18 protein-coding genes and 1 tRNA gene are annotated in these 25,422 nt (G+C 35.9%); 6 read left to right on the top strand and 13 right to left on the bottom strand.

Annotation, left to right across the window (positions count from 1 at the left end; genetic code table 11):
- From J8281_RS06255 to J8281_RS06230, 6 genes are all read right to left on the bottom strand, one after another.
- The gene (locus J8281_RS06255) at positions 1–2,130 is read right to left on the bottom strand and encodes an ATP-dependent endonuclease (protein WP_210196738.1); all 2,130 of its coding nucleotides are present in this window, start codon (positions 2,128–2,130) and stop codon (positions 1–3) included.
- A 6-nt stretch (positions 2,131–2,136) separates the two neighbouring features.
- Positions 2,137–3,288 (bottom strand): Wadjet anti-phage system protein JetD domain-containing protein, encoded by a 1,152-nt coding sequence (locus J8281_RS06250; RefSeq protein WP_210196737.1) that lies wholly within the window; start codon positions 3,286–3,288, stop codon positions 2,137–2,139.
- Positions 3,285–6,686 (bottom strand): ATP-binding protein, encoded by a 3,402-nt coding sequence (locus J8281_RS06245; protein ID WP_210196736.1) that lies wholly within the window; start codon positions 6,684–6,686, stop codon positions 3,285–3,287. The genes J8281_RS06250 and J8281_RS06245 overlap by 4 nt, the downstream gene beginning before the upstream one ends.
- Positions 6,664–7,248 (bottom strand): DUF4194 domain-containing protein, encoded by a 585-nt coding sequence (locus J8281_RS06240; RefSeq protein ID WP_210196735.1) that lies wholly within the window; start codon positions 7,246–7,248, stop codon positions 6,664–6,666. The genes J8281_RS06245 and J8281_RS06240 overlap by 23 nt, the downstream gene beginning before the upstream one ends.
- The gene (locus J8281_RS06235) at positions 7,245–8,711 is read right to left on the bottom strand and encodes a DUF3375 domain-containing protein (protein WP_210196734.1); all 1,467 of its coding nucleotides are present in this window, start codon (positions 8,709–8,711) and stop codon (positions 7,245–7,247) included. Before J8281_RS06235 ends, J8281_RS06240 begins: the two co-directional genes overlap by 4 nt.
- Positions 8,712–9,064: 353 nt before the next feature.
- Positions 9,065–9,146 (bottom strand) — tRNA-Leu (locus tag J8281_RS06230).
- Between the two features lie 220 nt (positions 9,147–9,366).
- Here J8281_RS06230 and J8281_RS06225 point away from each other — a divergent pair.
- The 4 genes from J8281_RS06225 to J8281_RS06210 all read left to right on the top strand — a co-directional run bounded on the left by J8281_RS06225 (position 9,367) and on the right by J8281_RS06210 (position 14,455).
- Positions 9,367–10,758, top strand: coding sequence for a dipeptidase (locus tag J8281_RS06225; protein ID WP_210196733.1), 1,392 nt, complete (start codon positions 9,367–9,369; stop codon positions 10,756–10,758).
- Between the two features lie 127 nt (positions 10,759–10,885).
- The gene (locus tag J8281_RS06220) at positions 10,886–11,257 is read left to right on the top strand and encodes a BlaI/MecI/CopY family transcriptional regulator (protein ID WP_210196732.1); all 372 of its coding nucleotides are present in this window, start codon (positions 10,886–10,888) and stop codon (positions 11,255–11,257) included.
- A complete protein-coding gene (locus tag J8281_RS06215) occupies positions 11,254–13,065 on the top strand; it encodes a M56 family metallopeptidase (protein ID WP_210196731.1) in 1,812 nt (603 codons plus the stop codon). The genes J8281_RS06220 and J8281_RS06215 overlap by 4 nt, the downstream gene beginning before the upstream one ends.
- A gap of 289 nt (positions 13,066–13,354) precedes the next feature.
- A complete protein-coding gene (locus J8281_RS06210; RefSeq protein ID WP_210196730.1) occupies positions 13,355–14,455 on the top strand; it encodes a DUF4407 domain-containing protein in 1,101 nt (366 codons plus the stop codon).
- 16 nt (positions 14,456–14,471) lie between these two features.
- Here J8281_RS06210 and J8281_RS06205 read toward each other — a convergent pair whose 3' ends face one another.
- The 7 genes from J8281_RS06205 to J8281_RS06175 all read right to left on the bottom strand — a co-directional run bounded on the left by J8281_RS06205 (position 14,472) and on the right by J8281_RS06175 (position 22,212).
- The gene (locus tag J8281_RS06205) at positions 14,472–15,713 is read right to left on the bottom strand and encodes an FAD-binding oxidoreductase (protein ID WP_210196729.1); all 1,242 of its coding nucleotides are present in this window, start codon (positions 15,711–15,713) and stop codon (positions 14,472–14,474) included.
- Between the two features lie 357 nt (positions 15,714–16,070).
- On the bottom strand, positions 16,071–16,694 hold the full coding sequence (locus J8281_RS06200) for a hypothetical protein (protein WP_210196728.1): 624 nt from the start codon (positions 16,692–16,694) through the stop codon (positions 16,071–16,073).
- Between the two features lie 182 nt (positions 16,695–16,876).
- Positions 16,877–18,064, bottom strand: a complete 1,188-nt coding sequence (locus tag J8281_RS06195; RefSeq protein WP_210196727.1) for a putative Ig domain-containing protein — start codon at positions 18,062–18,064, stop codon at positions 16,877–16,879.
- Positions 18,065–18,224: 160 nt separating this feature from the next.
- Positions 18,225–19,499: a POTRA domain-containing protein gene (locus tag J8281_RS06190; RefSeq protein WP_246848995.1), complete on the bottom strand. Its 1,275-nt coding sequence runs from the start codon at positions 19,497–19,499 to the stop codon at positions 18,225–18,227.
- Positions 19,500–19,532: 33 nt separating this feature from the next.
- The gene (locus J8281_RS06185) at positions 19,533–20,531 is read right to left on the bottom strand and encodes a glycoside hydrolase (RefSeq protein WP_210196726.1); all 999 of its coding nucleotides are present in this window, start codon (positions 20,529–20,531) and stop codon (positions 19,533–19,535) included.
- A gap of 31 nt (positions 20,532–20,562) precedes the next feature.
- Positions 20,563–21,456, bottom strand: a complete 894-nt coding sequence (locus J8281_RS06180) for a hypothetical protein (RefSeq protein ID WP_210196725.1) — start codon at positions 21,454–21,456, stop codon at positions 20,563–20,565.
- Between the two features lie 45 nt (positions 21,457–21,501).
- The gene (locus tag J8281_RS06175) at positions 21,502–22,212 is read right to left on the bottom strand and encodes a DUF547 domain-containing protein (RefSeq protein ID WP_210196724.1); all 711 of its coding nucleotides are present in this window, start codon (positions 22,210–22,212) and stop codon (positions 21,502–21,504) included.
- Positions 22,213–22,449: 237 nt separating this feature from the next.
- Here J8281_RS06175 and J8281_RS06170 point away from each other — a divergent pair, with 237 nt between their 5' ends.
- Positions 22,450–23,751, top strand: coding sequence for an NAD(P)/FAD-dependent oxidoreductase (locus tag J8281_RS06170; protein WP_210196723.1), 1,302 nt, complete (start codon positions 22,450–22,452; stop codon positions 23,749–23,751).
- A 53-nt stretch (positions 23,752–23,804) separates the two neighbouring features.
- Positions 23,805–25,406, top strand: coding sequence for a 4Fe-4S dicluster domain-containing protein (locus tag J8281_RS06165; protein WP_210196722.1), 1,602 nt, complete (start codon positions 23,805–23,807; stop codon positions 25,404–25,406).
- The last annotated feature ends 16 nt before the right edge of the window (positions 25,407–25,422 follow it).

Below are 25,422 nucleotides of genomic sequence, written 5' to 3'. Positions count from 1 at the left end.
TTAGAACAGCCTTAAAAAGTCCAAACCTCTATCATCCAACACTAAGGTTTCAAAAGAATCAATGATTTCTCGCAACTCAATCTCTCTATTCCTATAACGCACAAGATTTATTTTAAAATCATTAAAATCCAAGTCATCACCATTTGACAACCTCTCTTTAATACGATGATTAAAAATTTCAGTTATAACTTCTCTGTTTATATTAGGTGTGGCAAATTGAACTGCTTGTAAAATATAAGTAGGGATTGCAGTATTAAAATTTATATTGCTTCCTAACAAAATAGCAAACCATCCTTTGCCTTCTTGCTTTGCCATTGTTAAAATCCTCTTGCCTGCAATGGCAACGTCATTAGATACTAATTCAGTTTCTGCTAAAGCAATTGTGTCTGGGTCTGTATATACTTGGTCTACTATATCAACAACTATCTGAGCATTATTAGCCATAAGGAAATCAACCTCGAAGGTATGATGGGCGTAAAAAGCCTCTAGCCAATTATTATCATTAATATAGTCTGTAATGCTAGCTTGCCTTTCGAGACCTTTTCTTTGTGAGTTATAACATTTAGTTTTATACTTTTTGACTTCTTCAGAATCTTCATCCTGAATGGCCACCTCTGTAATAGAAGTGTCTAAATCTGTTAGTATAGCACAATTCCGTTGGATTCTGTCATCGTGAAAAATATCAGCAATATTTGTAAAACCTGTACTTCTAATATTGATGATACTTACCCCTATTTCGTCCAAACTAAAACCCAGAACTTTTTTAATCAGAGTGGGAATTAGAATTTCTTCTGCATCCCCCTCAACCAGTATCACTCCCTTGGCGAAAAGTAGATTTGTTCTAATAGCATCTAAATAACGCTCTAGCTTTGTTATCCTTAGTTCATCCAAACCATTTGCAGGTTGATATGCTACGGCATAGTTGGCCTTTTTACTTAATACATTAATATTTGATAGATTGCTTACCTCTGAAATTTGGGTTGAATGCGTAGAGTATATTATTTGTGTGTCACCATAGTCAAGTTTGTCAAATAGAGTTTTTTGAATGTGCGTATGAATATGTGCCTCAGGTTCTTCTATAAGCAAGAAATTAGCGAAAGTTTCATTTGCTTTTTGATACTTAAACTCCAACAACTTCAGGGTTAAATAAATCAGATTGGCACCACCCAGACTCAATTCGTGAATACCACCTTCGTAATCTTCACCAGGTTCACCGATAAATAATTTTAAAGATTGAAGAAGTTTATTTGCTTCGTCAGATAAACTTGATTTGATACTTAGTGATGAAGGTGAGTACGTTTCTCCAACAGTTTCTTTAATTGTTTGAGAAATATTATCTGTAATATCCAATACATCTTGTAATTGCTCAATGGATTCATTAAGAGTTGAAACCTGTTCTGAGATATTTGCATATTCATCCTCATCAATATCCTCACTTTTGGCTTTCAATAACGTCAAAAGTGGGTTAGTTCTGTTGTTATGAAAATCTGAAACTACGTCCCTAAGGGCTTTAATAAAAGTAAACGATACTTCTCTAGAAATGGATAGTTGATGTGGAATCAAAATACCTATTTTAGAAGCATCATCTAGATAACTAAACTTTACACTTTCAAAATCACCCACAATATCCTTGTAGACATTCTCGTCATTAAAGTCCACAGTACTCTTTCCCGTAAATTTTGTTTCATAATCATCTATGGATAACTCATCTAGGATTGCCTCTAAACCAGCTGTATCACCCTCAGCTAACTCTGAAAGTCTTATTCGAATATCTGGCTTTGGTCTAAATAAAAGGGTATAGGTTGCCTTGGTTAGAGGTTCTTCTGTCACATCACCTGTTCCGTGTACGAACAATGCCTGAATTTCCTCATCGGGCGATAGGTCACTAAACTCAATGCTGATGATTATCCAATGCCCCTGCCAAGGCCCTAAATGCCTATTGAAATCATCCTTATTTAATTTATATGCCATTCTTAATAAGTTATCATCCAAAAGCAAGCGTATGGCTCGAAACAGATTTGTTTTTCCAGACCCATTTTCGCCTATGATTGTATTGATGCCTTCCTTGAACGAAAATTTGGCATTCTTGAAACTCTTGTAATTGACTATAGAAACATTGGATATGTACATTTGTTTTTAGGATTGTTCGGTTAGTATATTCAGATGTAAAAGGGTATAGTCCATTGGGATTTTCTCTTGTTCCAATCGCCACTTGTTATTAAATAACATTTGGTGCATTTGGTTTTCGGCTTCAGTCAGATTTGGAAGAGAAGCGACTTTGGATTTAGTCTCTAAGTCATCTTCATAATATTTATCAAATGTGGTTTTATCCATCATCAAGCTTTTTGTTTGAGGATAATGTCCTCTAAAGCCGGAAAGAATTTCAAAACCTTGGGCATCCAAATCACCCCAATACCAGATTTGGCAGTTCTTCAACCACTCGACATCCTTTAACGATAGCACTTTAAAGCCTTTTCCAAAAATTGATAGCGTATTTTTCATTTTGGGAAGGGTTAGTAAATTCATAAGGTTTTCTACAATTAAAACCCTCTTTATTGGTAACTCAATTCTTGAAAAATCACTTAGCTTTACCGAAATATCTTCCAACCCTGAAAAATACTGCTGTGCTACTTGGCTATCAAGCAAGCGGAAACGCACCAAAGGTTGGCTGTATTTTAGGTGGAATCTTGTCTCAAAGTGACTGTGTTCATCTGCATTTCGAGATTGGGCAAGTATTATGTCCAACAATTCTCGAAGTAGTGATTTGTTCTGTTCAATGAATTTGGTGTGAACTTTTATAGGAAGTTCCCTAATGTATAGGTCTGGTTTGGGATTGGATTTAAAATAGCTCACTACCTTCAGAATATCTTGCCAATGTTCCATATTGGCAACCAATTTCATAGGATTTGAAGCAAGCCAATTTTTGAGCTCTGGGAAAAGTCTTAACGTCTCATCTTTTAATTTTTTGAAGGCATTGACTTCATTAATCTTATTTAGGTAGCCAACGTAGTGAAGCTGATTCTCAAAGTAAATTCGTTTAGGTAAACTCTGTGAACCTATAAAACGGGTTTTGGTTTTTACACAATCGACGGTATAGCTGTATTTGCCATTACTGTTTGAGGAGCTCAACAAATCATCCATTCCCTTCCTGTAAACCTCAAGTGACTTTCCTGGTGATTTATTTCCTTTAATTTCCATAGGAAAAAGGTCTTCTTGATTGACTAGAGAGGACAAAAATGAAGCGTATGCTCTAAGTGCTTTTTTCTTTATTTCTGAAGATGATATCAATTGGCCATCACATATTTTTTGCTTTCCTTTTGAAACTGCTCGATAGGCATATCGTACAACGAACTCTTTTTGCCATTTTCGATTTCAGTAAAATGCACAAAGGAAATGTAGGGTTCAACTATTTCAACATTATCACTAGGTGTCACCACCAACACCTGTAAGTGAAGTTGTTCGCATAACTTCAACAAATATTCTGATTTGTCTTGGTCCTGCGCCTTAAATGCCTCATCAATGGCTACAAACCTAAATGAATTGGATTCCAACCCCTGTGAAGTCAGATTGAATTGATAGGCAATCGCCGCACCCAAGATGGTATAGGTAAGTTGGGCTTTTTGACCACCAGACCTATGGCTCATACTTTCAAACGTGGCAATTTTATGGTCATCTTCTCTAACAAATTCTTCTGCTCGATATTGAAACCAATATCTCACATCAAGGGCTTGTTTACGCCACTTTTCATCCTCTAATTGTTCGATTAAAGGTGCTATGTAGTTTTCAAAATGAATTCTTTTTGATTCGGTACTCGTTATTTGTGTTACGTCAGGTAAGGCTTCGTGAAGCAATTTTCTAAAGTCCTCAGCCTGCTCGGATAGAGCCATTCTCTCTGACAGTTGAATGTATGTGTTTCTAGGTGCAACTTCAAAATCTATAGCCTGTAAAGACGCATTGAGAGTTTTAATGGTTTTTTTGATTTCTTCAATCCATTTTTCAAAAAAGAAATTAAAAGCACCTACCTTATCGATGATGGTGTCTTCTAAATAAGTATTGAACTTGGTTTGAAAGCTTGGCAAATCATCATCCTTGAGCTTTTTGTAAAAGTCTTGATATTGATAAAGGTGGTCAAGATTGCTAGTAAGTTCGCTAACATCTGAGCCCCAATCAGGAAATCGCTCAAGGGTATTCCTATCTGGGTTCTTGAATTTTGATATTCTTGGTGTAAGCTTGTCTCTGGTCTTATAAATTGATTCTTCAACCTTCTTTAAATCGTTCTGGTTATCCTCTTGAAATGTTGACCTCACCTGCTTGAAATTCTGATAGGATAAATTGCTCAATATTGGATTTCCGGCATCAAAATCTGAAATGTCAATACTGTTTTCAGATAGTATTTTGAGATGGGATTCGAAGATTTTAAGTTCTCCTTGGATTTCGCTTAATATCCTGTTGATATTGAATACCCTTTCTGATTTGGGCTTCTTTTCCGCTTTATTTTCTGCAATCTTGTCTTCCAGACTTTTCTTTTGCTTTCTTAAGGTTTTGGCTGTATCGTTTCCTTCTTCCAGTTCTTTGATTGTGTCGTTCAACTCTTGTATGTCCAGCGCATACTTTTTCCAATTTATAAGGTCGTAATCCTCAAAACTCGCTAAAAATGCATTGTAATTTTTATTTAAATCTGCTAGTGTCTTTATAGTAGCATCTAGCTGTTTCTTGTCTTCTAAAAGTTTGTCGCCATTTTTCCGAAGTTCGGTATAGTTATCCTTTAGTGCATTTATCTTGGTCTTGTTATCCCATCCCAACACATAGTTATTTCTAGAATTAATCTTAGCCCTGTCATCTTTCTCGTGGTTTCCCTTCCCTCTTTTGATAAGCCCATTGATGGTGATTGCTTTTTCAGCTTTCGCGAAAGCGTTCAAGTCCTCAACGCACAGGTAATTGTAACGTGAGACTATATTGTCTTCGATGAAGTCCGCATAGGGTGAATCTTTCTTAAATTCCAACTTACTAATCAGTTTGTCTTCATCCTGGGATGATGTAGTGAAACCGCTAAATAATGAATCGGTATGGCGCAGGTACGTAATCTTACCTCTTAAGTTGGTGTCGTTTACATAGGTATTTACTTTTTTGTAATATTTCTCAGGAACAATCAATCGAAGGGCAAATGAATGTAGTACCTTTTCAATAGAAGGTTGCCATTTTAACTGTTCGTCTTTTACCTTGATGAGTTCACCAACAAAAGGGATTTCCTTTTTTGAAGCTCCGGTTACAGTTAAGATGTCTTCTCTAATGGAAGCCACACGGCCAGAAATATTGTTATCGTTTTTCCGAAGCGTTTCTATCGTTTCAACAATGTCATTAATTGACTTTTCGTTTTCTGCTATGTCAATTTCAACAGCTGTTTTTCCTTCGATTTTTTGAGTTCGCTCATCATCTGTTTCTTCAGCTCTTTTAACGGCTATATCCTTGTTTTCATCAAAAGCTCCTACATTCGGATTTTCCTCAAGAGTTAATTTTCTCGCAAAAGTATTGTATGAATCCAGCTTGGTTTGCCGTTGTGACTTTTTGACTTCCAATTCTTTTACATTCTTGGTAAGCTTGTCGATTTGAGCGCTTATCTCATCATTTTTGATTTGACTGTTTATCTCGTTCAAGTCTTCACGAAGCGTTTCTTCCTGGTCATCAAGTTCTTTTAATTGAGTCTCAACTTTTTCTTTTTCGTCTTCCAAATTCCCTTTCTCGGAATCAAAAAGCTCTTTCCCTTTTTTGGAAAACCATAGTACTGCAAGGTCTCTGGAATGAATTAGTTTTTCCTTTCGGTTGGTTTTATCTTTAAGTTTTCCAGCTAGATTATTAATGGGTTCTAACTGTTTGAGTTGCTCTTGCGTTTTATCGATTTTGTTTTTGGCACTACTAAGTGTTACGAAACTATTTCTAAGCTCAATGTAAGTTGCTTCGGGCTTTTTATCTTCAAGCATATTAATCCTGATAAAGCCATCCAAATCCTCTAAAACCTTTATGCCGACAGTTTGGTTAAAGAGCTTCAGAGCCTTTACTGATTTCATCCCTAATACAGCTACCAAACGCTTTGCATAACGAGTGGGATAATCGTCAAAAAACTCAACCTTATTTTTTTGGATATTACTATTGAACTCTAGCTCTAATCGATGTTTCCAAAGGTTTTTGTCATCAAATTGCGGAAAGTGATTCTCAATGGTTAAGGGTATGTGGGCTATACCATAACTACGTCTCATCTCGTTGCCTGAGAACCACCTTAGCTGAAAAAGAGTGACGGTTTTTTGGTCTTCGTTCCCAAAGGAAGCCAATAATATAGAATAGCTATCTTTATTACGAAGCCGTTGGGCTACTGCGCTACTAGCACCTTTTTTCAGTATTGTCCCATAGGCACCCAATACATAGCTTTCCTCGGTTCGGTCGCCTTTCTTCTCTGAGCCAGATGACTGATTGTAAAACCTATCCTTTTTCTGCGGTACCAAAAGGGTTAATAATGCATCTATAAAAGTTGTCTTGCCGGAACCGTTGGCACCCGTAAGCAAAGAATTGTTCCCTTTGGGTTCAATCCTTATGATTTCGTCATCAAATGTTCCCCAATTATAGACTTCAAGATAGTTGAGCCTAAATCCAGAGGTATCTGACCGTGTGCTAAATAGACTCAACATATTCATTCAATTTTTTTTTAAATTCTTCTAGTGCATCTATATTCACTTTTTCTTTAATGATTTTATGTATTCGGTAACGGGTATTGAGGTCATCGGAATCCACTCTCTTGATATAACCCAATTTTTCTATTCGTTTGATGTAATCTTCAAGCTTCTTTAAATAGCCAACCTTATCATATTTTTCGGGAAGAAAAAGTTCTATCTGGTTAATTAATTCCTCATTATCAATAAATTTTTCCGACCCGGTGAAATCCAATGGGTTTGTTTCAAAATCTTCCAAAATCTGTCGTAATACCACCAAGAGTACAGAGGTTTCAAAACCTACTTGTTTTCTTGAGACCAATCCTATGGTATTGTCATCATCATCAATGGGAAATTGTTTTAAAAAAGCATAGCCATCATTTTCCTTGATGATGAGCTCTAACCCTATTACATTAACATATTCTTGAATGGGTTTTCTATACAACAGCACGTCGTCCCAAACCTTGTCGTCACTATTTACCGTGCCCTTGAGCAATCGTACAATTGCCAATGAATATTCTTTTAAATTGGAACTCAAACTGTTCATTTTGTGATTATTATTTCTGGAATTCTTATCATTTTATTCGCTGTTCCATCGAACAGGATTTGAGTTTCTTTATCGCTATTGAAAGTATGCTTGAAGTTTTTCAGAATACTGAAATATCCAAACACCTCTGGCAGTCCTTGGGTAACGCCGCCATTGTCTTCAATAATTTCGGCCAAAGATGCCTGTCCTTTTTCTTCAAGGGTTCGAAGGATATTCGCATTCAAGACCTTTTTACTAATTTTTCTTTTTGAAGTTATTTTCTCAAACTGCGAAGATTGTTCAATGTCTTTCGGGACGACCTGCGGTCGTTGGTTGTAGGTTCTATCTTTCTTCTTTTCTAGCGTGAGCTTCTTATCAAAATCCAGATTGATTTCCGGTTCATTTTCCAGTTCTACGGATATATCTGGTGATTTTGAAACCCTACTGGTTTGTATTAACAGGTTCTTTATTTCTGCCAAAAGTCTTTTGAGGCTTTCTCTTTGTAAAGAGTCGCTCTCCCTAATGATTTGACTGATTTTTTCAGCCATTTTATCATTTGCCCTATAAACGTGCTGGCCAGTCTCAAAAAGATTGTTTTTTATACCTATGAGAAAGTCATCATCGACCTCGATTTCCTTTTCCTTTAGTTTGCTTAATAATTCATCTATTAAACTGTTCCATTCGATTTTAAGACCTCTGTCTATGAGGAATTGCCAAAACGCATAGAAACTTTTTCCCTGATGGCTTTTTTTGAGCTTGTCAATGGCATCAAATGTAAATGACAGCACCTCTTTTTTGGACAGGTCTGAATCAGTATGTTTAAGATAAATTTCTTTGGAAATTTCCTTGAAGTTGATTTCAACTTCTTTGAAATCTGAAAGTAATTCTTTTGCAGTATCATTGATATTCTGAAACCTTGGAATAATTTCATATTCCTGATACGTATCTACCTTACCGCTAATTTTTAACTCGTTGATTTCATTCTCAAGTTCACGCTTTTTCTCTTCAAGGATTTCGATACGCTTTTCAACATCGTCATTGGTCCACTCAACAAGTTCCTTGAGTTGATTAAAGACTTCCTTGAATTTTGACTCTGTTCCAACAAACTCTTTTTTCTTAAGACTTTCTAACCAAATAAGGGTTTTAGTGGTGTGATTGGTAAGCTGATAATGTGTTGTACCACTTTTATTTCTAAAACTGGTCAAGAAACCCAATTGTGTCCATCGTTTAATGAGTTTTTTGGCTTTTACCTCATACGTATCTGCAAATTGAAGGTCGTTTTCCTCATCTTCCTCTAACTGAATGCTTTCAAGGTGGTCAGCGAGTTTGGTATGAATAAAATCGTAAGAATGGCTTTTACTGGTGTCTGGGAAAGCAGATAAAAGAAAAAGTAGAATCAATTCCCGATTGCGGGATTTCAGAATCTTAACGCTAGGCGCGTGCTCAAGGATGGACTTTATTTCTTCTAATTCAAAAGTTCTCAAAATACATTAAAGCACTTTCAAATTATCCTGAAAAATGAAATTAAATGTGCCGAATAAAAGTTGTTGTTAAAATTGAACATTAAATATACCAATTTTGTCAAAATTAACATTTGAAAAAGTAGAATATTTCTTCTATAAAGAGTAGGCAACTTTAAGAATGTATGAACACTAGATAAACTAAAAACTATCTAATCTTAATCAGAAATATAATCTTTGATTTTGAATAGCTACATATGGTATCAATAAAAATTGATTATTAAAAAAAGCGCTAATGTTGTACCTATGTTGTACCCAAACAAAAAAACCTCTCAAAATTGAGAGGTTTTAAGACTGAAAATTTACAGTTGAAAAAGTGCGGGCGGGGAGACTCGAACTCCCACACCTTGCGGCACCAGATCCTAAGTCTGGCGTGTCTACCAATTCCACCACGCCCGCTTTTTCAATATTTTAAGAACTTTTATTAGGTTAAATCCTAAGTCTGGCGTGTCTACCAATTCCACCACGCCCGCGATTTATTTGTACCCAATAAATTCTATTGAATCACTCACTTTTATCAGTAAGCGGGTGCAAATATAAACAATACTTTTAAAATAAAAACTACCTTATTAAAAAATATAAACTTTTAGTACTTTTGAATTTAAATTGATTTAATCCCATGCAAAACATACAATCATATATTCAGAAACATAAAGATCGATTTATTAATGAGCTTATCGAACTACTCAAAATACCATCTGTTAGCGCAGATACTGCTTACAAAGATGATGTCATAAAAGCTTCAGAAGCAGTAAGCAAAAGCCTACAAGATGCCGGTTGCGATACTGTAGAAATATGCCAAACGCCTGGGTACCCTATCGTTTATGCTGAAAAAACTGTAGACAAAAACCTGCCTACGGTACTGGTCTATGGTCATTATGATGTACAACCACCAGACCCAGTTGATTTATGGGATAGTCCACCCTTCAAACCTATCATTAAAAAGACAGCTATTCATCCTGAAGGCGCTATTTTTGCACGTGGATCCTGTGATGATAAAGGGCAAATGTATATGCACGTTAAAGCCCTAGAACTTATGACCAAAACCGATCAGTTGCCTTGCAATGTAAAATTTATGATCGAAGGAGAAGAAGAAGTAGGTAGCGAGAGTTTGAGCTGGTTTGTAGCACGCAATCAAGAAAAACTAGCAAATGACGTCATTTTAATTAGTGATACAGGTATGATTGCCAAAGATGTTCCTTCTATTACCACGGGGTTACGTGGCTTGAGTTATGTTGAGGTCGAAGTAACAGGGCCCAATAGAGATTTACATAGTGGGTTGTATGGGGGAGCTGTTGCCAACCCTATTAATATTTTGACTAAAATGATTGCTTCACTGCATGATGAAAATAATCATATTACTATACCCGGATTTTACGACAAAGTAGAAGAATTGTCAAAAGAAGAAAGAGCAGAAATGGCAAAAGCTCCATTTTCTCTAGATGCCTACAAAAAGTCATTAGACATACATGCAGTTTATGGCGAAGAAGGGTATACAACCAACGAACGTAATTCAATTCGACCTACACTAGATGTAAATGGTATATGGGGGGGCTATACTGGCGAAGGTGCCAAAACAGTAATTGCCAGTAAAGCATACGCCAAAATATCGATGCGACTGGTGCCTAACCAAGATTGGGAAGAAATTACAGAACTTTTTAAAAATCATTTCGAACGTATTGCACCAGAGGCAGTAACCGTAAAAGTTACTCCGCATCATGGTGGGCAAGGTTATGTTACTCCCATTGATAGTATTGGTTACCAGGCAGCTAGCAAAGCATATCAAGATACTTTTGGTACGACTCCTATTCCGCAGCGTAGCGGAGGTAGTATTCCTATCGTGTCTTTATTTGAAAAAGAATTGAAGAGCAAAACTATTCTCATGGGGTTTGGTTTAGATAGCGATGCCATACACTCGCCAAATGAACATTTTGGAGTATGGAACTATTTGAAAGGAATCGAAACTATCCCATTATTTTATAAGCACTTTACAGAGCTGTCAAAAAAATAGTAAAAAGTTACATATCTTAATGTTAAGACCCGAAGAGCTCTGCCTACCGGGTCTTTTTTTGATAAAACCTTTGTCTATTTAAATTTTTACTCTACATTTGTAGAGTTAATTCTAATTAAGTAGAGCAATGCAATTGTCAAAAGCCGAAGAACAACTTATGAAATACCTCTGGAAACTAGAAAAAGCTTTTATGAAGGATTTACTCGATGCTTTCCCCAAACCCAAACCGGCAACGACTACGGTGGCTACCTTATTAAAAAGGATGAAAGACAAGGGTTTTGTAGATTACAAATTGTATGGAAAATCCAGAGAATACTACCCTCTAGTGAAAAAGTCAGATTATTTCTCAAAACACGTGAATGGCTTAATAAAGAATTTTTTTAATAATTCGGCGTCACAATTTGCCTCTTTCTTTACTGCCGAAACGAATTTATCGACTTCAGAATTAGAAGAACTTAAAAAGATAGTAGATCAACAACTAAAAAAGCAGAAACAATGATTACTTACCTTCTTAAATCATCGTTATGCTTATTGTTGCTATGGGGGTTTTATAAAATTTTCCTTGAACAAGAAAATATGCACACCTATAAAAGATTCTTTTTACTAGGTAGTTTAGTTTTTTCGTTTGTCATTCCTCTAGTCACATTCACCTATACCATCGATCTTGAACCAACGACCGTTATCATTCCAGAAAAACCTTCTACTATAGCTGTTCCAAGTGTAGTTGCCTTAAGTGATAACACACCTGTAAATTATATGCCCATTATTTTATGGAGTCTGTACAGTTTGGGGGTATTGATTTTCGGTATTCGATTTATAAAAAATATCATTCACCTTATTAAAACTATCAAAAGAAACACACAATTAGAAGAGTCTTCGCATACAAATGTGCTGGTTAAAAATTCAATAGTACCATTTACTTTTTTACACTATATTTTTATGAATAAGAAAGACTACGAAGAACATAAAATTCCTGAAGAAGTCTTACTCCACGAAAAAACTCATGTTCTTCAAAAGCATACTTTAGATATTTTATGTATAGAGATCTTGCAGGTAGTGTTTTGGTTCAACCCACTACTTATTTGTATGAAAAGATCAATAAAACTAAATCATGAATTTTTGGCAGATCAAACCGTATTGAAATGCAACCCTTCTATTCAAAAATATATGGGAATACTTGTTGACTATATTGGCAACTCTAATCAAGTTGAATTAGCAAGTCCCATTCATTATTCATATTCATTAACCAAAAAACGAATCGTTATGATGTCACAACAATTTTCAAAAATCAGAGCTCTAGCTCGTTTACTATTACTTATGCCAACGTTATTGGGATGTGTGCTATTGTTTACTAATAAAATAGTGGCTCAGCAAAGCACCTTAAATTATCAAAAATCTGTTCAAGATACGCATCCCGATAAGAAAATTGAAATCAAAGTAAAAGGAGATCGCATTGAAGTCAACGGAGATGCTACAACTATTTCGAATTTTTCAAAAACTATTGACGATGTAACACAACAATGGAGCGACGAAGAACTTACTGAATTTCAATTTAGTATACAGCTAAACAATGTAGATGATGAAGTTTTGAAACAATTGAATGAAGCATATCGCAAAACCAGATTGTACAGAGCGAATCCAGATGGGCATGATTTGATTCCACCACCACCTACACCACCACACATTTCAACTAAAAATGCTAATCTCGCACCTGTCCCTCCGTTAAAGTCTGAAGAATCACAAACTACTAAAAATAGTATGGCTCCGGTACCTCCAGTGCCTCCTTCTCCTCCAGTAGCACCTTCTAATGTAATATCAGGAATTAAGGATGAAATGAAATTAACTTACGAAGAAGCAGAACAGGATAGAATAGAAGCAGAACAAGCCAGGGTAGAGGCAGAAATAGAAAGAGAAAAGGCCTCATTAGAAGCAGCATATGAATTAGCGAATGCCATGAATGTTGCCGAAATAGCTAGACAAGCGGCCGCAAGTAGCAGAGAAATGGTAATGCAACAATTACAACAAGTGCAGCAACAAGCCCATCAAATACAAGAAGAAGCCATGCGGCAGGCACAATTGTCAAGAGTTGAAGCTAGAAAAGTTAGAGACTTAGCTATGCAAGAAGCGCAATTGGTTAGGCAAAAATTGCTACAAGAAAGAGCACAAATACGGGAAGAAGTCAGACAAGCAGCAGAATCTGCTAAACGAGAGGCAATAAAAGAACATAAAAAAGCAATAGCAAAAATTAAAAAAGCCCGTAAAAAGATAGAGAAGGAACAAAAAAAGACTCAAAAAGATAAAAATTAGGGATTCTTTACTAAAATTTAATTGCATATCCGCTATACATCATAAAATTAACTTTAATGTCTGGTCGAATGCAATCGAGACCTGATTTAGAGCTCGTTGGATTTACTAACCTCTCGACTGCGCTCGAGGAGACAGTGCGATATGCTTTATTACGGATATTCATAAAATTTAAGAACATACACAAAATCAGGAATCCCAATAAATTAAGCTCCCAAAAGGGAGTTTTTTTACAACATTTTATTGTAAATCAACGTTATAGATGTATTGTCGATCAAAAATCCTTATGATAATGCTGAAACGATTTTTTATTTTATGCTCAGGTGCCGATACCGATATTTTAACGCGCTGTGCTAACGGGGAACAAAATAAGTATGTTGGGATAGGTGCAACCGTATTTTTTACCGCAGTAATGGCTTTCATTGCAGCCAGTTATGCTTTATATACCGTATTTGATTCTTATGTTAGTGCTATTTTTTTTGGATTGATATGGGGGTTCCTGATCTTTAATCTTGATCGCTTTATTGTTTCTACTATCAGAAAAAAAGGCAGTTTTATCGATGAGCTTTTACAAGCATCACCAAGAATTATACTTGCAATCATTATTGCTGTTGTGATTTCTAAACCTCTAGAGCTGAAAATCTTTGAAAAGGAAATCGATCGTGTATTATTAGAGCAAAAAAACGAATTTACATTAGCTAATAAAGAACAAATAGCCACACAATATACCCCTATCACTAATTCAATTGATGCTGAAATTATTGTTCTTAAAGAAGAAGTGATGGCGAAAGAGATCGAGGTAAATACACTCTATGATACCTATATTTCTGAAGCAGAGGGTCGAAAGGGCACCCAAATTTTAGGAAAAGGACCGGTATACAAAGAAAAACGAGAAAAACACGATGCTGCTCTTGCTGAGCTTGTTCAACTTAAACAATTAAATACCGATAAAATAGCTAAGCTCGAATCTCAAAAGGCGCAACTGGCGATTGAATATGAGGATCAAGTTATGAAATCCCAACCTGTAATTGATAATTTTGATGGACTCATGGCGCGTATAGAAGCATTAGGAGAATTACCCTGGTTACCTTCTTTATTTATCTTCTTGTTGTTTTTGGCGATAGAAACGTCTCCTATTTTGGCAAAATTAATTTCACCTAAAGGAGAATACGATTACAAACTGGCAGACATAGAGGATGAGGTCAAGACTTGGGTAGCTCAAAAAGAAGCACAGCGTAGTGTAGTTTTAGAAACAGATCATGCTGTTAATGATAAGGTTTACGGTGATCTTACCGAAGAAGAAGAATTATATGAATATAAAAAGAAGATAGCCCGTGAGCTTATGAAAAAACAGCAAGACGCTTTTTACCAAAGGCAAACAGGGATTTTATAAAGTATAAACCAGTTCATTAAAATCTTCGATCAGGATGAAATGGTTCTATATTTAGAGTTGTTTTTTTATCTGAAATAATTTCAGATACTAATTTTCCGGTAGAAGTTCCCATGCTCCAACCCATCATGGCATGACCAGTAGCAATGGTTAGATTGGTGCATTTTTTAGATTTTCCGATGTAGGGTAATCCATCTGCAGAGATTGGTCTTAGACCACAAGCAGCCATAGATTTTTCTTTATTAGTAAGTTTTATGTCTGGGTAATATCGCTGTACTGCCTTTGCAATAGCCTCGACCCGTACTTTATTGATGTGATGATTACGACCAGCTATTTCCATGGTACCTGCAAATCTAGTACTATCCTGCATAGGGGTTATAGCTACTTTAGCTTCTGCAAGAATAGCAGGCATGGTAACACCTAATTTCCGAAAAGAGTTGATGCAGTATCCTTTACCCGCTTCTAGTAGCAACCTTATCCCTAGTTTTTTGCTTAGCATGTTAGACCACGACCCGGCTGCAAGTACGAACTCATCTGCTGCATAGGTTTGTGATGCCGTGCGTAGATGAATTATTTTTTCATTTTTTGTGTGTATATCTTCAATCTTTTCATTTTTATGAATAATTACGCCTGCGGCGTTTAAATAGGTCTTCATTTCTTTCATAAATACGTTTGGAGTCGAATGAGCATCACATTCATAATATACGGCTCCTTGCGCATTCACATCTAGGGGTTGTAATTTTTGAAGAGCAGCCAGCGAGATTTCCTGTACTGCTAATCCTTCTTTTTTGGCTAGCTCGGCTACCGAAAGTTCTTCTTCTAACATTTTTTGAGATTGGCATATCATAAGCAATCCCTTTTTTTCATATTGAAAATTAAAAAGCTCAGTCCTTTTGATTTTGGCATACAAATCCTGCCCTAGTACTGCGATCTCTTTAATGATAGGAATACTTTTACTTACATTTTTTGATGAACACGATTTGTTAAAAGCCCATACCCAATTTAAAAAATCTGAAGTAAGGCGTGGTTTTATAAACAATGGGCTAGAGGGGTTAAGCATCCATTTGAGACCCTTTTTCATCACACCAGGAGCTGCTAAAGGAACAATATGGCTAGGCGATAAGTATCCTGCGTTTACATAAGATGCTCCAAAATCCATGTTGGATTGATCAATTACTGTGACATGATGCCCTTCTTTGTGTAAATAATACGCAGAACATAAGCCTATGATTCCGCCACCAATAACAATGCATTTTTTCATTAATTCATCAATTTTACGAGTTTATTACATGAAGTGCCAAAAACACTTCAATTAATTAAAGAAATTCTATTTTTCGCTAGAATCAAAAATGTTGAAATCACTTCTAAAAGATACCAATACTTCGTGCGTTATGAAATAAATAGTAGAGAAAATATTAATTCGAGTAATTTTTTTTGAAGGATCTCTCGACTACGCTAGAGATGACGAAAGAAAAGTTAGCCTGTACTCAACTTAATTAGAGGTAGTATGAATAGCTTTTCTGACTCAATATTCTATTTTCAATATACTTGTAACATCTGATAAGGGTAAGTTATTAATGAATTTTGAATTGAACCAATCCAAAATCTAGAATAAACATTATAGATCACTTATTTTCTTTCTTCCGATTATGGTAAACCCGATTACTATACCAAAGTAACTATTATCGACAGTCCCGATTGTTGGTCCGTCAGGGATTTGTATCTCTGCTTTTGGGATGTAATTATAGACCACTCCGAAACGTGTATTTGCTACTTCTAGTCCGCCTCTTACTAATAGTCCAACTTGATTATTCACATTTCCTTCAATACGATCTATACTACCATTTCTATCTGAAATATCAAAATTGCTAAACAAATAGTACCCAAGACCTAATCCTACATAAGGCCGATAGTGATTTTCAGATAAATAATAATCAAAAGTAGGAACAAACGAAATGATAGCATTATCTTCTACATCATCGACAAAGAACGAGGAGTTATCATCAATTTCGAATTTATGCGGGTTAATTGCAATTCCAAACCGTAACCCGATAACAGATCTGGTTGAACTTTTAACTTTAGGTTCGATGTTAAGTAGCAATCCCAAATTATCAGAACCAGTTTCCAGAAGCACTCCCGGCTCTAGTCGTAATTGTACTTGAGCGTTTATTTGGGAAAAACAAATAAAAAGTAGGATTGCTACTATTTTCGTATAAAGGTTTGCTTTTGAATAACGTAACATAGTACAAATAAGAAGTTTTGTGAACTAGAGATGATTATTACCAAAACGTTCATAGGTTGTAATCATTGTATTCTTGAGATGTTATCGATTTCAATTGTGAAGTTGAGTACAATATAAAACTCTTAATTTGTTTGTCAAAAAATAATAAATATACCTGTGAATAAGGGGCGACAAGTTTTATTTTAAAAGTGGTCCTTAGGCGTAATTTGTATGTTTAAAGTATCCCGCGTTGTATTCATAAATTGATCTACCGCAGTAAAGGTCACTTCAAAATTACCGGCCGTGGTGGGTAAGCCGTATATTTTCATCTTTTTACGATTAAATGTTAGCCAATTAAGTTGGTTTGGTTCTATATCAATAGTAAGATGCATATTATCTATATCTTTGAAATAGTCATCAGGAATTTTAATTTCAAATTTCTTACCTGCTTCTAGAGATATTTTGGATATGGGATGATAAACAAACGGTTTAAATACTTTTGACGTGTGCACCCAATAAATATCAGATGTTACTAATTCTTTTTCATCACTTTCTGATCGGGTAAAAAATAAAAACTCATTCGTACTAGTAACAAATGGTCTTCTATCCCAGGCTCTCGAATTAACCGTAGCGTCAAGAATCTGCGGGGTAGTCCATTGATCCTTATGATCCCGATAACTTATATACAGATCAGCTAGGTTATCCTGATTCGTGTACCTGCAAAAAATAACATATGCTTCATTAGGGGCAATGAATATACTTTCTTCATCACTTGAAGAGTTTAATTTTGAAATTTCGTTTATAGGTCTATAGTGGCTACCATCAGGTCTACAATAAAACAGATCGGCTGTGTAACAGTTTTCTTTTCCTTCACAATTTCTATTTGATGACAGGTAGATCGTACCATCTTTGGTGATGCTGGCATTTGCTTCTCGGCTTTTAGAGTTGATAGGTAGCGGCAGTCTAACAGGTATGCCCCATTGGTCATTGGCTCTTTCAATTTTCCAAATATTGGTGCTATAATTGTTGGTGTTTGCTTTGCTTTTTGCAAATAAAATAGAGGATCCATCGGGTGAGAAGTAAGGCAAAAAAACAGTATCATTCTCTAAAGGTTTAAAAATCTCTGGGGTAGACCACTGCTTATCAATTTTTCTTGAATAATAAATTTTACCATCCATGGTAATTGGATCCAAAACACCAAATGCCAACTCTTGCATATCAGGCGAAAATGAAATACCATACTCTAATCGATCATTTTTAGAAATGATATGTTCTTGAAATTTCGTTGGAATAGAATCAGGCTCTAATCGTGTAACTTTGTTTGAAGTAGTATGGGTACGGCAACCATATATTGCTATGGTAAGTATGATAAGTAAAATCTTTTGTAGCATATATAGGTTTATAGTAAGAATTCTTATTAGTGTTGCCAAAGGGTCAGAAACCTAGAGGCGCATCTTGAAATTTAAAGTTTATTTTAAAGAGTGCCTGTAGTCTTATCCCGAGGTAGTTTACGACGCTATATTTTGAGTATAGTTTATACACTGCCGCAGTTCAAAAATACTGCCCGATACCAAAAACAAATCCGTTGGTAGCATCTTCGGTAATCCCATACCCATAATCGATTCTAAAAATAGCATTAAATATCTTTTTATGCATAAAACGCATACCTGCCCCAGGGTATATTCTAAAGTTTTGAGAATCAACAAAGTCTTCAAAATCACCCCCGGGGTTACGCCAGCTTCCACCGTCTAGGAATATATTACTTTGCAGTACAAACCAATCTTTTTCATACAATGTTTGGCGATATTCGGTATTAAGCACAATAACACCTGTGCCCCGATCGATAATATTTCCTACGCCACGAATATTTAAATTGTTATCTACGGCAAAAGGAGCAAAAGGAGATTCGTCGTTACTGGCCAGACCTACTCGTAATCGTGATGCCCAATTGCCTTTGTTACCTAGGCGTTTATAGTAGAGGAAATCATTCCACCAGATAAAAAAATCGGGTAAAACATTTTCTGTACTAATTACATACTGTGTATTTAAGATACTGCGAAAACCTGTAACATACTGATAGTCAAAATTGAGATTGTTGTATTCGTAAATAAATTTGTACAACAATTTATTAACATCAAAGTTTTGAGGCACCTGGGGGCTGGTAACTCCTCGTTTATATTCGTAATCTTCATTAAAATAGTTGATGCCTAGTTCTATACGATTTTGTAAATTGAATTGATATAAACCCAAAACTTCATAAGACGTATTATTGTATTTATAATCTGCGGTTCCTTGAGCTAAAAAAACGGGTTCTAGAGTGGTGATATTACTGTGACTTATAGCGAACCCTATTCTTTTTCCAAATAAAAACGGAGCCCTGATGTTGGCAATGTATGAAGAATAAATATCGTGTTGATAGATCCCTCCAACAGTAATGTTTTTACCTAAGGCATTAAATTCGTACACACCCAATCGAAAAGCAAACTCGTCGTCATTAGTCGTATACACATTAGCTGATGGTATAATAGTTAGGTTTTCTTCTACTCCGTAAACAATCTCATAACCATTATCTTTTTTATGTGTTTGATAATAGGCATGAGCAATAGCAGGTAATCGTTTTAATCGGTTAATATCCTTTTCAATTTTTATTGAATCCAGTATTTCACCATTTTTAACAGTTATGAGTTTGGTTAAGGCAGCAGTTTTGGTTTTTTTATTTCCTTGAACGATTATAGTAGTAATTGTATTTTTTTGAGCCCATACCAGGTCGGTAACTGCTAAGATCATAAAAATAAAAAGCCAATGTACAGTTGCAAGGTTTCTCATGCTATTTATGCTAAAGATAAAGATAAGGGTGATTTAGTTTGTTGAATACAGTGACTGTATGGTTTTTTCTGCAAGTTTATTCTGTATTGTAAAGCGATTATCGGTTTTTCCTCCTACTTCGTTGTGATTATGATACCATTTCCAAAGAAAACCACCGGCGAACCAGGGCTCTGGCCAAAATTCTTCATAAATTGCAGTTAATGCATTATGCTGAGCTTCAAAATCAATGTTACCCTCTATACGACTAGAATCCCAGGGTTCTTTTGCGGTATAATGAATGCTGCGATAGCCATATTCAGTAAATAAAACAGGTTTTTTTATGCTTTTTTGTAGCTTCATTATGTGTAGTTTATGTTTTTGCCAGCCTTTTTTAAGCGCTGCAATACTGGGAGTTTTACTTTCAGATAACGGAAAATAAGCATCTATTCCTAAGTAATCCATAGTGCTCCAAAAGGGTACTTTGTCTATTTGATCCCAATTTTCGGCATAGGTCAATTTTCCATCGTATATTGATTTTATATTCTTTATCAAGGCTTTCCAGAATAGTGGTCTGGTTTGTACAAAAGTATGTAGCTCTGTGCCAATACAAAGCACAGGAACCTTCAGTTCTTGCGCTAACTTAGCGTAAAGTATGATAAAATTTTCATAAGATGTTTCAAAGGTTTTCCAGTTTTCTTCAGAATGCATGTTGATGTTACCTGTAAATTCACCTTGCCATACCCATATTTGGGGTTTTAACATCACTTGTATCCCTTTCTTATTTAGTAACTCGATGGTTTTTTTGGCACCCTCTCTTCGTTCTCCCCACCATTGTCGTTTCGTGTTAAAAACTACAGTTGGACTATCCAGGTCTTTTAAAAATCCAAATGGCATTACAGCAGCCCAATTCGCATGTACACGTACTACCGGAGCTATTTCTTGCGAGGTTATTGCTCTTGGAGCTCCCACAAAGCTTACCCCGTTAATCTTTGATTGCTGAGCCGAACAGCTTGAAAGAAGTACAAGTAGTAGCAATAGAAAAAACTTCTTCATTGTCGTTTTTACTGCTGAAAATACAATTTTATTAGAATACTGCTCTTAATCCTACATTAAAAGTTTCGCCCAGGCCCGTAGCATTACCTGTTACAAAGTTGGTATATAAAGCTTCTATATTTAATTCTTTGGTAAGCTGATATTTAGCACCACCCCCAAGTGCAGTAAAACGTTGATCAAAATTATTGCCTAGATCGATTAATTCTGAATGTTGTGCTAAGACCAGAACGGTAAATGTTGCGCTGGGGAAATAACTAAAAAATATTCCTGGTGTAAGCCTTAGGCTGTTATTGGCAAAACTATCTTCTTCATCTCCAAAGTTAAGTTCAGAATTAACCTCTCCAAATATTTGAAAGGTATTACCAGGGAAGGTATGGTCATAAAAAAATCGATTTTGCCATGTAAATCCTTTTTGATCCAAAAATACCCCGTTTTCTACCTCATTATCGACTAGGGGCACAAAAAAAGAGCTTTGTATAGAAAAGGTATTTAAATTTTTAAATGGCACAAATTTAACAGAAGGCGCGAAAGAGGTAAATCCTGACCGTGCTGTATTGCGTTCGCCATCAAATTTAAAAACATCTAATGCATCGCGATTGGCAATAACACTGGATCGAAATTCTAAGATCACACCTACATTCCATCGTTTGGTATTGCCCACTCCTGTATACGCTTCGAGGGTAGAAGTAAAAAATGTTTGTCTTGGTATATCTTGCTTTTCTCCGTCGAGACCAAAAAGATCTTCGGTTTCGGTATACAGATTATTGAACCATTTGATGTCATATTGACCCTTACCGATAAGTTTAGAAGGGGTTAACGTTTGTATTACGGATCCTTGCAGATCATTATTTTCTTGTTGTTGAGCGATTCCTAGGGTTGTAACAAAAATACCGATAAGAGTTGCTATAACTTTTTGAATGTTCATTTTTTTAAATTTTTAAACGTATTAGATGTTAAATAGTAGTATACATTATTTGGTTTGGTTTAAACTCCAGTCATAAGGGTAATACGATATTTTAGTGCCTTCGGGGATTTTTTCTTTTCTGAATGCATTAATAAAATCTATCTCAGCCCCGTTTCGAGTAAAATCTTCTTTGTACCACTCAAAAATTTGAGACAATGCTACTTTTTTTCTTTTAACTTTGATAAAATTAGGATCGTTTAATGCTTTTACGGTTTGTTCTTGTAATTGTTTTTCTAGTGTTTCTGGTCGATAAGCTTTACTAATTATCGGAGGACAACCCAATCCTCCACACACTAATACAAAGTGAAAACGAGGTTCGTTAGGAAAGTTTTTACGTAAAATTTTATTTTCCAAATCACTTAATGTTGTTGATTTTCTACCCAAGGTATATGTGGTTTTATCAAAAAAACCGTTACTGTCGAGAGGAGACTGTATTGGATAAAGGTCTACAATACCTTTAATTACAGCAAGATTGTATGCGTTAATATAAAATGCCTGGTATGCAGTAGCATTATTTTTAGAGATGCTTATTGTTGCTGCCATATCTATCAGGTGATTCAAAGATGCGGTGTCTTTTTTAATAGCGCTGTAATTAACCCTGCCATTTGTGACATAAGTCTTAAAAAAATTATCTGCTTTCGCAAAAAAATCATTGGTTTTTTGTGAAAACCCAGAGTAAACCATAAAAACAAATACTAGGGTTATTATCTTTTTCATCGTATAGTTTTTAAATATTTGGGCATTCAGTCGTAGGGCGAAGTAGCAACTTACATCCTTTATTAGATTCGATCATGCGAATACATTATACCAACTGTATATTCGAAAAATAAGATAGATTCTTACTAAGAATATCGCTTTTAGATTCATTCTAAATTATATCGACTGTTTAAGTTCTTATATTTATGATCGACTTATACACTTCAACCTAAACGCACACTATCAACAATTACCTTTATGGCACATATTGTAATTATTGGCAATGGAATTTCTGGGGTGACCGCAGCCAGGCATATCCGAAAAATGTCAGACAAAAAGATCACTATCGTATCGGCAGAAACCGATTACTTTTTTTCTCGTACCGCGTTAATGTACGTGTACATGGGGCATATGAAATTTGAACATACACAGCCTTATGAAAACTGGTTTTGGGAAAAAAATCGTATAGAACTTAAGCATGGTTTTGTATCCAAAGTTGATCATAGACATAGTAAGATCGAATTTTCTAATGGGGATATCATGGCATATGATAAACTCATTATTGCTGTAGGCTCCAAACCCAATAAGTTTGGATGGCCTGGTCAGGATCTCGAAGGAGTTATGGGCATGTACCACAAGCAGGACCTAGAAAGTCTGGAAAAATATGCACCTACTAACAAAGTATGCAAACGTGCGGTGATTGTAGGTGGTGGATTAATCGGAATCGAATTAGCCGAAATGTTACACTCGCGAGACATCCCTGTAACGTTTTTGGTTAGAGAAAACAGTTTTTGGAATGGTGTATTGCCTGCCGGAGAAAGTGAAATGATTAATCGGCATATTCAAAATCATCATATCGACTTGCGCCTTGGAGTAAATCTGAAAGAAATCTTAGCCGATGAAACTGGAAAAGCAAAAGCCGTAGTTATACAAGAAACAGGAGAAATTATTGATTGTGATGTAGTTGGATTGACTGCCGGGGTAATACCTAATATAGATTTCCTTAAAGATTCAGGCATTGATCTGGGGCGTGGTGTTAAAGTAAACCGATTTCTCGAAACGAATATCCCTAATATTTATGCCATAGGAGATTGCGCAGAACAACATGAAGCCATAGGATTGCGTCGTCCTATAGAGGCGGTGTGGTATACGGGGCGAATGATGGGTGAAACTGTAGCGCAAACTATTTGTGGCAACAGACTCGAATACAAACCGGGACATTGGTTTAATAGTGCGAAATTTCTGGATATTGAATACCAAACCTATGGTTGGGTATTTGCGAAACCCAAAGCTTATGAAAAACAGTTTCATTGGAAGCATGTAGACGACACCAAATGTATTACCGTTTCTTATCATAATGAAACCAACGAATTTCTAGGGATAAATACGTTTGGTATACGAATGCGTCACGAAGTTTTTGATAGATGGCTTACCGAGAAAAAGAAGGTCGACTTTGTCATGCAACATCTTGGTGAAGCTAATTTTGATCCTGAACTTTATACGCGATATGAAGCTGAAATTCTTTCCGCATTTAGCAAATCACAGCTTCAAACTACCTAAGCAACTGTTAACCTTAAAATGACACTATCTCTTACAGACTAAAAATTCTAAACATGAATACTAAATTAAATCATAGCATGTCACTTGCCAGTCCCGAACCCAAAGGACTCAGCACCAAACAAAAATTAGCCTCTGCCATAGGCTTGATCGGACTTTTGATACTGCTACTGGCACTTTTTAATACTACCATTCCTTATAAAACCGTCATATTATTCCTTGCCTTAGGTTTAATTACTATGGGTACCATCCTATTTGCCAATGATGCGTATCTTACAAAATCAGCTGGAATTAAAAATGATGGGGTTTGGTTTAAATCGATTTCTTCTAGAGGTCTTTTAGGTTGGCTCACCGGGGTCGGATTAACTTCCTTTTATGTGGTTTTATATTTTTATGCCGATCTATTGGGGCTGGGTACCAACGGAGAACCAAATACAGGTTTGGTGGCATTATTTGATCCCTTAAGCAGACTACTAAGTGGTAATCCTGCAAGCCAATGGTTTGTTTACGGTACATTGTATACGATTGCAATTTTGGCTTTTGGGTATAAGTTTATGTTGAAATACCGGCATAATCGATACCAACAAATTCGTACAGGATCTGTAATGTTTTTTCAGTTAGGTTTTGCTTTTTTAATACCAGAATTTATGGCCCGACTTAATTCAGATTCGTTTTCGCTGCCGTATTATGATTTAAAAAATATCTGGCCTCTTAATTATTATAATTTTGAACAATACAGGGTAAATGATTTTATTAGCGCCGGTAACATAGGACTTGCTTTATTAATCTTCGGGATTGCTTCTATTTTTATTATAACCCCTATTCTTACCTATACGTTTGGAAAACGCTGGTATTGCTCTTGGGTATGTGGTTGTGGAGGGCTTGCTGAGACTGCCGGGGATCCATTTAGACAACTTTCTAGTAAAAAATTAGGTGCCTGGAAAATAGAACGCTGGTTAATTCATACCGTGTTGGTATTTGTAGTTATCATGACTACCGCGGTTGTTCATAGTTATTTGGGAGACGAATCTTCTAAGTACTGGTTAACTAAAACATCATTTTTGATGAGCGTTGCAGCATTTTTAACATTTGTATTCGTAGGAGTTATGTTATTTAAAAGGAAAGAATTAGCCAAAGATGCACAATATGGGGCTATAGCGTATTTTATGATTTTACTACTGCTTATAGGTACTCATTTTTTTAGTAAAGATGGTAGTATCTTTCTTTTTAAAGCAGAAACGTTGCGATCTTCATACGGTTTTGCCATTGGTGCTATCTTTTCTGGTGTGGTAGGCACAGGGTTTTATCCTATCCTGGGGAACAGGGTATGGTGTCGATTTGGTTGCCCAATGGCGGCAATTTTAGGCTTTCAACAACGGTTATTTTCAAAATTTAGAATTACGACCAACGGCGGGCAATGCATTTCTTGCGGAAATTGCTCTACCTATTGCGAAATGGGAATCGATGTTCGAGCCTATGCACAAAAAGGCGAAAATATAGTACGATCCAGCTGTGTAGGCTGTGGTATCTGTGCTGCAGTATGCCCTCGAGGAGTACTCAAATTAGAAAATGACAAACTCTACGGTAGAATTAATCCTAACGAAGTTTTGTTGGGTAACGATGTGGATTTGATGGAGTATGTAGTGAACTATAAGTAATTATTATGAGTAAGTC

This window comes from Aquimarina sp. U1-2 (assembly GCF_017897595.1).
GTDB lineage: Bacteria > Bacteroidota > Bacteroidia > Flavobacteriales > Flavobacteriaceae > Aquimarina.
This window is presented reverse-complemented; position numbering and strand designations above follow the sequence as displayed.